Raw genomic sequence first — 11298 nt, 5'->3', positions numbered from 1 at the left:
CTCCTTCTTCCTCGGGCGGCGGGGCGGGGGGGGCGCCCCCACCCCGTTTTTCGTCGAGCGCCCCTCCGGGACCGGGCGCCCCGTTCCGGACCGGGCGCCCCTCCCAGAACGGGTGCCCCTCCCGGACCTGGTGCCCCTCCCGGAACAGGTGCCCCCTCAGGTCGGGCGACCGACCCAGGTCGAGCGCCTCTCCCAGAACAGATGCCCCTCCCAGGTCGGGCGCCCCTCCCGGACCGGGCGCCCCTCCCAGAACGGGTGCCTCTCCCCGGTCGGGCACCTCTCTCAGGTCCTGCGCCCTCTTAAAAAGGGGCCCGCGCCCTCCTCTCAGGACACGCCCGCCCTCCCCCTCTCAAAACGGGCCCGCCGTCCTCAGTACGAGGAAAAGCGTGACCGTCGCGTTCGCGGACGAGAGCGCCGATCCGAGCGTCCCGGCCGCCGCCGCCCAGGCCGCGAGGCCCACGGCCGTGAAGACCGACGGCCAGCTGACGGCCGACGGCTCCGGTTCGAGCAGTGCGGCCACCCGGCGCGGCACCGGTCCCGGCGCGGCGAAGCCCGCCAGCGTCGGGGTGGGCGTGCCGCGCGACACGAGGGCCGCCTTGCCGATGGCCCGGGCCACGACCCGCCGTTCCCCGGTCACCCGGGCCGCCTCCTCGTCCGCCCACCGTTCCGTCGTGTAGGCCACGGCCGACCGCAGCGGCATCAGCAGCGGGTTGGCCCGGGCGGCGAAGCGGACGGCAAGCAGATACCGGTGGTGGTGCCCGGCGAGATGCGCGCGTTCGTGGGCGACGAGCGCCGCGCGCTCACCGGCGTCCAGACACGCGAGCATGGCCGTGGAGACGACGATCCGCCCGCCGGAGACCTCGGTGGGCACGTGCGGACCCACCGACGGGCGCCCGGAGAGCCGGGCGAACCAGCCGCCGGACGAGCGGGGCCGCGCGGCCGGAAGGGCGTACGCGTAGGCGGCCTCGTCCGTCAGTACGGCGAGTTCACCGCCCGGCACACCGGCCAGCGCGTCCGCCGCCCGGCGGCGGACGCGGCGGTGTCTGCGGGCCGCCGTCGACCACGACACGGCCACGGCGAGCAGCGCGACGACGGCGCCCTTGCCGGCGGTCTCCTCGTACGGCGCGGTCGGCGGGCCCTCCTCCTCGGTCCAGGCGTCGGCCCAGTCGGGCAGCGGATGGCCGGGCAGTTGGACCGTACCGACGACCACCAGCAGCCCGAGGCAGACCGTGCTGCACAGGGCCAGGACGGCGGCGAGCGCCGACAACAGCCGTGTGGCGACGCGGGGATGGAGGTGCCGCTCGGCGAGGCGCGCGACCGGCAGGGCCGTCAGGGGCAGCAGAAGCGGCAGCAGGACGAACACTCCCATCCCCTCAGCCCTCCGTCCCGTCCTCGGGAAGATGGAGGAGGTCGCGCAGCAGCCGCTCGTCGTCCGGCGAGAGCGTGGTGACGAAGCGGGCCAGCACCGCCTCGCGGTCCGACTCGGCGTCGAGTACCCGGCGCATCCGCAGCGCGGCGAGCCCGGCCTCGTCGGAGGTCGCGCACCATTCGAAGAACCGCCCCACCCGCTCACGGGTGACGGCCCGTTTGGCCTGGAGCCTGGTCAGGATCGTCATGACCGTCGTGTACGCCAGGTCACCGCCGAGCTGGTCGAGCACCCAGCCCGCGTTGACCGGTCCCGGCGCCTGCCGCAGCACGGCGAGGACCTGGGCCTCCAGCTCGCCCTGGCCGCGCCGGCGCGGGCGCTCGTCCGCGCCGTCCGGCCCTCCGGCCCCGGCCGGCCGCTCACCGTCCCGGCTCCCGTCCGCCCCGACCTGTCCCCTCACAGCGTCTCCCTCCGCCACCGACGTGCGGCCTGGGGCCATCCGGCGCAGCTCCGGCCCGGCCCCGGCGTGGCGGCTTCGCCGCCCCGTACACGCTTCTACAGTGTTGTGGATTTTCAATGCGGTCACCAGTTCAACTCAGGAGGAGCAGCGTGGGAGTCTCCCTGTCCAAAGGCGGCAATGTCTCGCTCACCAAGGAGGCGCCGGGGCTGACAGCCGTCCTGGTCGGTCTCGGGTGGGACGTACGCACCACGACCGGCACCGACTACGACCTGGACGCCAGCGCCCTGCTGGTGAACGAGGCCGGGAAGGTCGGCACGGACCAGAACTTCGTGTTCTACAACAACCTCCGGAGCCCGGACGGTTCGGTCGAGCACACCGGTGACAATCTGACCGGTGAGGGCGAGGGGGACGACGAGGTCGTCAAGGTGAACCTGGCGGGCGTGCCGGCCGATGTCGCCCGGATCGTCTTCCCGGTGTCGATCCACGACGCCCAGGCCCGCGGCCACAGCTTCGGCCAGGTCCGCAACGCCTTCATCCGTGTGGTGAACCAGGACGGCGGTGTCGAGCTCGCCCGCTACGACCTGAGCGAGGAGGCGGCGACCGAGACCGCGATGGTCTTCGGCGAGCTGTACCGCAGCGGCGCCGAGTGGAAGTTCCGTGCCGTGGGCCAGGGTTACGCGAGTGGTCTGTCCGGTATCGCCGCCGACTACGGTGTCGGTGTCTGAGCCTGTCGGACCGTGCCCGTGCCCGCTCTCCCGGCGGCACGCACGAAGGGGCGTGGGCGCGTGACGCGCTTTCCGCGCCCCTTCGGCGTGTACGGGCCCCGGGCGGCGGGCGTCAGCCGTGCGAATGAGCCGTGTCGGCCGGTCCGGGGGCGGCTCCCGCCTCCTCCGTGAGGGACTCGGGCTTCCCGGCCACCGGAGGCGCCGGTGGCTTGCGGGTCAGTCGCCGGGCCAGCGGTTCGGTCCAGCGGGCGGCGAGGGGCCCGAGGATGACGAGGATGAGTACGTACGCGGTGGCCAGGGGTCCGATCCGGGGCTCGACACCGACGGCGAGCCCCGCGATGACGATGGAGAACTCCCCGCGCGCCACGAGCGTGCCGCCCGTCCGCCAGCGGCCCGCCGTCTTGACGCCCGCTCTGCGTGCCGCGTAGTAGCCCGTGGCGATCTTCGTCAGCGCGCTCACGACGGCCAGGATCAGGGCGGGGACGAGCACCGGCGGGATCGCGGCCGGATCGGTGTTGAGACCGAAGAAGACGAAGAAGACGGCGGCGAAGAGGTCCCGTAGCGGCGAGAGCAGGTTGTGGGCGCCCTCGGCCACCTCGCCGGAGAGCGCGATGCCGACGAGGAACGCGCCGACGGCGGCGGAGACTTGGAGCTCCTGGGCGACGCCCGCGACCAGCAGGGTGAGGCCGAGGACGACCAGCAGCAGCATCTCCGGGTTGTCGGAGGAGACCGCGCGGCTGATCAGCCGGCCGTGGCGGAGCGCGACGAAGAGCACCACCCCGACGCTGCCGAGCGAGATGAGGAGCGTGAGGCTCCCGCCGGCGAGGCTCAGTCCGGCCAACAGGGCGGTGAGCAGCGGCAGATAGACCGCCATGGCGAGGTCCTCGATGACCAGGACGCCGAGGATGACGGGGGTTTCGCGGTTGCCGAGTCTGCCGAGGTCGCCGAGCACCTTGGCGATGACGCCGGACGACGAGATCCAGGTGACGCCGGCGAGTGCGACGGCGGCGACCGCGCCCCAGCCGAGGAGGAGCGCGGCAATCGCTCCGGGCAGTGCGTTCAGTACGAAGTCGACGATGCCGGAGGGGTACTGGGTCTTGAGGTTGGTGACGAGTTCGGAGGCGCTGTACTCCAGCCCGAGCAGGAGCAGCAGCAGGATGACCCCGATCTCGGCGCCCGTGGCGAAGAACTCCTCGCTGGCCGCCATGGGGAGGAGGCCGCCGTGGCCGAAGGCGAGTCCCGCCAGCAGGTAGAGCGGGATGGGCGAGAAGCCCACCCTCCCGGCGAGCCGGCCGAGCAGACCCAGGCCGAGGATGACGGCCCCGAGTTCGATGAGCAGCGCGGTCGTGTCGTGCACGGGCGTTTATCCTCCGGTGATCAGTTCGGCGACGGCGTCCACGCCTTCCCTGGTGCCGACGACGACGAGCGTGTCCCCCAGTGCGAAGCGGAAGTCCGGGGCGGGCGAGGGGACGGCGTCGGTCCGGCGCAGCACGGCGACGATGGACGCGCCGGTGCGGGTACGGGCCTGGGTGGAGCCGAGCGTGCGTCCCGCGAAGGGGGAGCGTTTGGTGACCGGGATGTGTTCGGTGACGAGGTCGATCTCCAGGTGCTGGTGCAGATGCCCGACCGGGTCGGGCATCAGAAGTTTGGACAGCGCGGTCGCCTCGTGCGGGGCGAGCGGCGTGGAGTCCTTGCAGTTGTCGTCGTCCTCGGGGTCGTGGAAGCCGACGATGCGGCGTCCGTCCTGGTGCACCACCACCGAGATATGACGGCCGGAGTCGGTGTTGAGGTCGTAGCGGGTACCGACCCCGGGCAGGGCGGTCTTGCTGACGTGAGCGGTGTGCTCCATAGGAAGGCGCTCCATGCGGGCATGCGGGCATGCGTCGGAGGTGTACGGGCGCGGGGCCCCTGGTGGGGAAATTCTCCGCCATTCGGCGCGGCGGGGGCCGGTCAGTGGCGGCCGGCCGGCCGGGCCGGTAAGGGGGTACGGGTGCGCCCGCCCATGAGCTGCCCCTCCGCCTCGGCCCCGGTTCGCAACAAGCCGCCCAGCACTCAACCGTGCGGGGGCAACTCATCAGCCATTTTAACGTAAAATCAAATGGGTCGATTGAGTGCTTTGATGCCGATATTGGCCGTTTCTCTTCGAGCGGGAAACCCGCACGTGTGGCCCGTCGGTGATGACTCCCGACCGCTTGCGCGCCGACGCGGGACGGGGTCCCGGCGGGGCCCGACGTGGCCTGATCAACGTGCCGTTGGAGTCCCGGCGTGGTCGGCCGGGCAGGGTCTCTCTCGAACACCCCACCCCGAGAGCGGAATGAGGCGAGCCATGTCCCCGCACAGCAGCTGGGAGTTCACGGACGACCGCGGTCATCTCACCGTCGCCCCCCGACGCCCGGAACGGGTGGTCGCCTACATCCAGGCGGGCGCGACCCTGTGGGACCACGGCCTGCGCCCCATGGGGATCTTCGGATCCCATCACGACGGCGACTCCCCCGACCCCGCCAAGGCGGGCGGTCTGCCGCTCGACCGCACCCTGGACTTCGGCGGTGGCTCCTCGGTCGATCCGGACGCCGTCCTCGCCGCCGAGCCGGACCTTCTGGTGGCGGTCAGCTACGGCGGTGGCCAGGTCTACGGCATCGATCCGGAGGCGGCCAAGCACCTGGAGGAGCAGGTCGGCGTCATCGTGATCGACGTCGGCAAGGACCGGCCGCTGGAAGGGATCAGAGACCGGTTCACGGCTCTCGCCCAGTCGCTCGGCGCGCCCCGGGAGCCCGACGCCCAGGATCTGGAGTGGGCGGAGGCCCGGCTCCGTACGCTCACCGCACGGCCCGGCGCGGCGCGGGTGCTCGCCCTGTCGGCCGCCGGGCGCGGCTCCGTACATCTCGCGCGGCCCGGGACCTGGCCGGATCTGCGGGCGCTGACCGCGCTCGGTGTCGATCTGCTCGACCCCGGCGAGGGGGCGGGCGCCAACTGGCGTACGACCGACTGGGAGCAGGCGCTGGCGCTCGAACCGGACGTCGTGCTCGGCGACATCCGGGCGAACGCGGCCGCGCCCGAGGCGCTCAGGAGCGACAGCCACTGGCGCGCGCTCCAGGAGCGGGTGCGCACCGTGGCGTGGAACCCGGAGGCGCCGTGCAGCCACCGGGGGCACGCGCGCTTCGTGGACGCGGTGGCTGCGGCGCTGTAATCGGCGCGGTCTCGGGCTCGGGCCGGCGGCCGTGTAGGCGGCGTGTCGGTCGCGTATCGGTGGCGGCTGCGACCGTTCCGTCATGACACGTCACACGGACACTCCCGCCGGCCGTCCCGCCACTCCCGCCCTGCCGGTGCGGACCGTCGAAGTCACCGCGGTACGGCGGCTCTCGCCGCACATGGTCCGCGTCACCTTCGGCGGTCCTGCGCCGGCCGATCTCACCCACGACGGTCCCGACCAGCAGGTGAAGCTGTACTTCCCCAAGCCGGGGCAGGTGTCCCCGGTGCTGCCCGAGCCGGGCGCCGACGGGGATGTGATGCGCTGGTACGGGGCGTTCCAGGCGATCCCGGAGGACGAGCGGCCCTGGACGCGCAGCTATACGATCCGCGCGCACGACCCGGCGCGCGGCACGGTGGACATCGACTTCGTCCTGCACGGCGAGGACGATGACAAGGGCGACGGGGGCGGTGAGGGCCCGGGGCCGGCGACCCGGTGGGCGCGGTCGGCGCGGGCCGGGGACGTGCTCGGGATGTTCGGCCCGTCCGCGTACTTCGCGGAGCCCGTACCGCTCGGGACGACCGACTGGATGCTGCTGGCGGGCGACGAGTCGGCGCTGCCCGCGATCGGCACGATCGTGGAGGCGCTGCCCGAGGGGGCACGCGCGGTGGCGTATGTGGAGGTGTGGGACGCGGCGGAGGAGCAGCGGTTGGAGTCGGCGGGTGAGGTGACCGTGCACTGGCTGCACCGGGCGGCCTCGGCGGGTGACGGCTCCCCGTTGGTGGAGGCCGTACGCGCGGCGGTCTTCCCGGCGGGCTCGGTGTTCGCCTGGCTGGGGGGCGAGGCCGGCGCGGTACGGGCACTGCGCCGGCATCTGGTCGGGGAGCGGGGGCTCGACAGGCGTGCGGTCCACTTCACCGGCTACTGGCGCCGGAGTCTGACCCAGGACGACGCGCCGACGGAGGAGGATCTCGCGGAGGCGCGGGAGCGGCTGGCCGGGCGCTCCTGAGGGCCCCGCACACGCCGGATCGCCGGTTCAGATGAGGGCCGCGGCCTCTCTCAGGGAGAGGGCGCCGCCCTCGGCGTTCGCGCGGGCCCGGGCCTCCTCGTCGAGAGCCGCCCCTACCTCCGCCTCCGCCCGTCGCCGCATCTCCCGCTCGTAGCCGGCCGGGTAGGGGTGGAAGAGGAACTTCTCGGCCCGCCCGGTGTGGCGGCCGTACGCCCCCAACAGCCGAGCGCCGTCGGTCACTTCGCCGATTCCGCTCTTCGCCCAGGCCGCGCAGAGGAACTGACTGACGATCAGCTGGGGTGCGACGAGATGGGCCAGGCTGTCCAGCAGGCGTACCGACTCCCGCAGACGGTCGAGCGCCCGTTCGTAGTCGGCGTCGAGGCAGTCGAGCCAGCCGTGGAGACCCTCGGTCATACCCATCTGGAGGGCGTGCTCCCGGAAGCCCGGTTCCTCTTCCAGCGTGGTCAGTTGGGCGCGCGCGAGGGCGGTGCGTCCGGTACGGCCGTAGCGGCCGGCGAGCAGCAGCCGGGCCGTCCCGCCGGTGCGTCCCGCGTGGCCGCGGGACTCCTCGACCGCCTCCTCCAGCAGCAGCTCCGCGTCTGCCTGGGCCGCGGGACCGGCGGCGGCCTCCAGCCGTACGGAGGCCAACCGCGCCTTGTACAGGGACGCTTGGGTGGGCATCGAGCTGCGCGCGCAGCTCTCCATGGCCCGTGCGAAGTCGGCCGCGGCCTCCTCGTAACGCCCGCGCCGCTCGTACGACTCGCCCCGGGCGGACAGGGATTCGGCGAGGAGCACCAGATCACCGGTCCGTTCGAGCAGCGAGACCGCCTCCTCGGCGTCCCTCGCCGACCGGTCCTCGTTGTCGGCCGCGGTGCCGAGCATCCTTCCGCGCAGCGTCAGCGCGAGGCCGAGGTCCCAACCGCCGCCCCGGTGGGCGCGGCAGGAGTCCACCAGGGCGTCGAGCGCCTCGCCCATGGACCGCCACTCGCCGACGAGGAGCCCGGCGAAGAACCACATGGCACCGGGCTGCCGGCTGACCTGGGGCAGATCGGCCCGGTAGGCGGCGACGATCCGGGTCAGTTGGGCGCGCGTGTCGGCGCTCCCCCAGAACCGCCCGCCGCTCTCGCCCGTGTCCCGGTCGCCCGTACCCAGGTCGCCCGTACCCAGGTCACCCGAGCCCTTGTCGTCCGCAGCCTTGTGCTCCGCGTCCCCGCCCAGGTCCGCGCCGCTCGCGAACCGCAGCAGCCACACTCCGCGCCGCGCCTCCCACACCTGCTCGTCTGACCAGGGCGGCGGGAGGGCGATGCTCGGGTCGGCGAGCGGTACGGCGGGACGTACGGGCGCCGCGAAGGGGTCGGGCCCCAGCTCCGCGACGGCCGACGACCACTCGCGGGCATCGCGCTGATGGCCGTGCAGCAGCCAGAACCAGCTCATGGAGAGCACGAGGCACAGGGCGTCCTGTTCGTGCTCCGGTACGTCCGGGTGGTGGAGCGCGGTGCGCAGGGCGGCCCGTACGTTGTCGTGCTCCCGCTCGAACCGCGCGAGCCGGTGGGCCTGGTGGGGGCCGCGCAGCTCGGGCTCACCGAGGCGGACCAGTTCGCGGTAGGCGCGCAGGTGGCGCAGTTCGACGGCTTCCCGTTCGCCCGACTCGTCCAGCCGCTCCGCCGCGTACTCGGCGACGGTCTCCAGCAGCCGGTAGCGCATCCCGTCCGGGCCGTCGGGCACGGCCACAAGAAGCGACTTGTCGACAAGGGAGGCGAGTACGTCGAAGACCGGCACGTCACCCCCGGCGCAGACCTCCTCCGCCTCGCTCGGCGCGCAGCCGCCCACGAAGACGGAGAGCCTGCGCAGCACGGCCCGTTCGGTCTCCGTCAGCAGCTCCCACGACCAGTCCACGACCGCGCGCAGGGTCTGCTGCCTCGGCAGGGCGGTCCGGCTGCCGCTGCCGGCTCCCAGCAGCCGGAAGCGGTCGTCGAGCCGGTCGGCGAGCTGGCGCGGGGTGAGCAACCGGAGCCTGGCCGCGGCCAGTTCGACGGCCAGCGGCAGCCCGTCGAGCCGGCGGCAGATCTCCTCGCAGGCCGCCGGGTCGTCGTCCGTACGGAATCCGGGCCGGGCGGCGGCGCCCCGTTCACCGAGCAGCCGCAGCGCGGCGGACCGCGCCAGCGGGCCGACCCCGTACAGGAACTCGCCGCGCACCCCGAGCGGTTCGCGGCTGGTGGCGAGGACGGTCACGCGGGGGCAGCGGGTGAGAACGGTCTCGGCGAGTTCGGCCGCGGCGCCGATGACGTGCTCGCAGTTGTCCAGCACGATCAACAGCCGACGGGATCCGCAGTGCTGGACGAGTCTGTCGAGCGGGCGGGGCGCGGCGCCCTCGGCGCCGCCGGGACCGAGCACCGCCGTCTCGCGGGCCCCGAGCGCGGTCAGTACGGCTTCCGCCACATCGACCGGCTCTCGTACGGAGGCGAGCTCCGCGACCCAGACGCCGTCCGCCCAGTGAGGGTCCGACGCGTCGGCGCCCGCCCGGTCCCGCTCGCCCCACCCGCCGCCGTCCGGGCAGAGGTCCGCGCGCGCCGCGCTCTCGGCGGTCTCGAAGGCCAGCCGGGTCTTGCCCGCGCCTCCGGGTCCGGTGAGTGTGGTGAGGCGGTGCGCGCGCAACTCGACGCGCAGCGCGTCCAGTTCGGGCTCCCGTCCGACGAATGAGGTGAGCCGGGCCGGGAGATTGCCGGGGAGTCCGGTCGGGCCCGCGACGGGCACGGCCCCGCTCGTGCGGGAGGGCGCGTCGTGCTCCCGGGCGGGGTGACCGCTCGGGACAGGACCCGCCGCGCTCCGTGCGTCGAGGTCGTCGCCGAGGTCGTCGCCGATGTGGTCGTCGATGTGGTCGTCGATGTGGTCGTCGATGTGGTCGTCGAGGAGCAACTGGGCGTGCAGAGCCCGCAGTTCCCTGCCCGGCCCCGTACCGAGCCGGTCCGCCAGCAGGGCGCGTACCTCCTCGTACGCCTGGAGGGCTTCGGCCCGGCGCCCGGCCGAGCGCAGCGCCGCGATCCTGGTCGCCTGCAACGGCTCGTCCAGGGGCGCTTCGGCGGCCAGCGCGGCGAGCCCGGGAAGCGCGCGTTCGGCATGGCCGAGCCGGACGTCGGCCGTCAGACGGATACGGCGGGCCTCGATGTGCCGTTGCCGCGCGCGTACGGCGAGGGGGTCGGTGTCGCCGCCCGGGAGATCCGCGAGCGCGGGCCCGCGCCACAGCGCCAGCGCGTCGTCCAGCAGCGCTGCGGCGCGGGCGCCGTCGCCGCTGTCGAGCGCCGACGCGCCTTCCGCGGCGAGCCGTTCGAAGCGGAACACGTCGACGGCGTCGCGCTCGACCGCCAGCCGGTAGCCGCCGGGGACCGAGGCGATCGCGTCGCCGCCCAGCGCCTTGCGCAACCGTCCGATCAGTGCCTGGAGGGCGGCCGGCTCGTCGGCGGGCGGCTCGTGCGCGTCGTCCCACACCCGTTCGGCCAGCCGGCCGGCGGGGACCGCGCGGCCACCGGCGGCGGCGAGCGCGGTGAGCAGTGCCCGCATCCTCGCCCCGCTGACCGGCACCTCGGCGCCGTCCGGGCGAAAGGCCCGGGTCGTGCCGAGTACGTCGTAGCGGTAGGTCACCCGATCATTGTCCCCGCCGGGGGAGCGGGCCGCGTCCGCTCCCCCGGCGGGCGCCGGAAGGGGTCAGGCGGCGCGGCGGTCCTTCGGGGTGAACTCGCACCAGACGGCCTTGCCGTTCCCGCGCGGTTCCCCCCCAGCGCGCCGCCACGGCGTCGATCAGCAGGAGCCCGCGCCCCGAGGTCGCCGCCTCGCCCGGCCACCGCCGCCGGGGCCAGGCGCTGGAGCGGTCCTTCACCCAGAGCCGTACGCGCCGGACCGGTCCCGGCACGACCTCCAGGGTGAGGACGGCGCTTCCCTCGGTGTGCAGCAGGACGTTCACCAGCATCTCGCCGGCGGCCAGTTCGACGTCGTCGATCAGGGCGGGCATGTCCCAGTCCGTGAGCGCCTGGCGCAGCACGGCCCGGGTCTCGGTCAGGCCCTCCGGGTCGGCCTGGTGGATGTACTGGTGGACACGGGGTGCCTGGTGGGTGCCGGGGTCGGGCGGCCGGTGCACGACGAGGAGCGCGACGTCGTCGCCGGTCGCCCAGCGCTGCCAGAGCCGGTCGGCGAGATGGTCGGCGAGCGCGCCCGCCCCGCCGGGACCGGTGCGCACGGCGTGCGCGAGCTCCCCCATGCCGTCGGTGATGTCGAGTCCCGGCTCCTCCACGAGACCGTCGGTGCACAGCACGAATGTCTCGCCGGGCACCAGATCGAGCCTGGTCTCGGGGAAGTCCTCCTGCCCGAACTCGGTGGCCGGACCGAGGGGCAGCCCGCCGCGCAGATGGGGCCAGCCGGTCCTGCCGTCGGTGTGCCGCACGAGCGGGCCCAGATGCCCGGCGCGTACGGCGCGTACCTCGCCGGTGGCGAGGTCGAGCTGGGCGTACGTACCTCGGCGGGCGTCACCGCGGGCTCCGACCACGGGGCCCGCGCCGG

General features: G+C 74.0%; 8 protein-coding genes and 1 pseudogene. 3 read left to right on the top strand and 6 right to left on the bottom strand.

Features of this window, described 5'->3' with window-relative positions; translation table 11 throughout:
- Window positions 1-349: 349 nt before the first annotated feature.
- Together ACFWU9_RS07010 and ACFWU9_RS07005 are read right to left on the bottom strand one after the other, a co-directional pair.
- Complete coding sequence (locus ACFWU9_RS07010) at window positions 350-1369, bottom strand: M56 family metallopeptidase (protein ID WP_384315350.1); 1020 nt, start codon at window positions 1367-1369, stop codon at window positions 350-352.
- A gap of 4 nt (window positions 1370-1373) precedes the next feature.
- Window positions 1374-1718 (bottom strand): BlaI/MecI/CopY family transcriptional regulator, encoded by a 345-nt coding sequence (locus ACFWU9_RS07005; RefSeq protein WP_384315358.1) that lies wholly within the window; start codon window positions 1716-1718, stop codon window positions 1374-1376.
- A 257-nt stretch (window positions 1719-1975) separates the two neighbouring features.
- On the opposite strand from ACFWU9_RS07005, the gene ACFWU9_RS07000 reads away from it, so the two are divergent.
- A complete protein-coding gene (locus ACFWU9_RS07000; protein ID WP_384315349.1) occupies window positions 1976-2551 on the top strand; it encodes a TerD family protein in 576 nt (191 codons plus the stop codon).
- Between the two features lie 112 nt (window positions 2552-2663).
- Here ACFWU9_RS07000 and ACFWU9_RS06995 read toward each other — a convergent pair whose 3' ends face one another.
- Both ACFWU9_RS06995 and ACFWU9_RS06990 read right to left on the bottom strand, forming a co-directional pair.
- Window positions 2664-3908, bottom strand: coding sequence for a cation:proton antiporter (locus ACFWU9_RS06995; protein WP_384315348.1), 1245 nt, complete (start codon window positions 3906-3908; stop codon window positions 2664-2666).
- 6 nt (window positions 3909-3914) lie between these two features.
- Window positions 3915-4400, bottom strand: coding sequence for a cation:proton antiporter regulatory subunit (locus ACFWU9_RS06990; RefSeq protein WP_384315347.1), 486 nt, complete (start codon window positions 4398-4400; stop codon window positions 3915-3917).
- A 477-nt stretch (window positions 4401-4877) separates the two neighbouring features.
- Here ACFWU9_RS06990 and ACFWU9_RS06985 point away from each other — a divergent pair, with 477 nt between their 5' ends.
- Entirely contained in the window at window positions 4878-5738 is an 861-nt protein-coding gene (locus ACFWU9_RS06985; RefSeq protein ID WP_384315346.1) for an ABC transporter substrate-binding protein, read from the top strand.
- An 82-nt stretch (window positions 5739-5820) separates the two neighbouring features.
- The gene (locus tag ACFWU9_RS06980; protein ID WP_384315345.1) at window positions 5821-6747 is read left to right on the top strand and encodes a siderophore-interacting protein; all 927 of its coding nucleotides are present in this window, start codon (window positions 5821-5823) and stop codon (window positions 6745-6747) included.
- A 27-nt stretch (window positions 6748-6774) separates the two neighbouring features.
- Here ACFWU9_RS06980 and ACFWU9_RS06975 read toward each other — a convergent pair whose 3' ends face one another.
- Both ACFWU9_RS06975 and ACFWU9_RS06970 read right to left on the bottom strand, forming a co-directional pair.
- Entirely contained in the window at window positions 6775-10386 is a 3612-nt protein-coding gene (locus ACFWU9_RS06975) for a BTAD domain-containing putative transcriptional regulator (RefSeq protein WP_384315344.1), read from the bottom strand.
- A pseudogene (locus tag ACFWU9_RS06970) lies at window positions 10383-11251 on the bottom strand (SpoIIE family protein phosphatase); the annotation flags it as partial. The pseudogene ACFWU9_RS06970 and the gene ACFWU9_RS06975, both read right to left, overlap by 4 nt.
- Window positions 11252-11298 lie beyond the last annotated feature (47 nt).

The organism is Streptomyces sp. NPDC058653 (assembly GCF_042716895.1).
In the GTDB taxonomy this organism is placed as follows: domain Bacteria; phylum Actinomycetota; class Actinomycetes; order Streptomycetales; family Streptomycetaceae; genus Streptomyces.
Note: the sequence above shows the minus strand (reverse complement) of the source record. Positions and strands in the feature narration are given on the sequence as shown.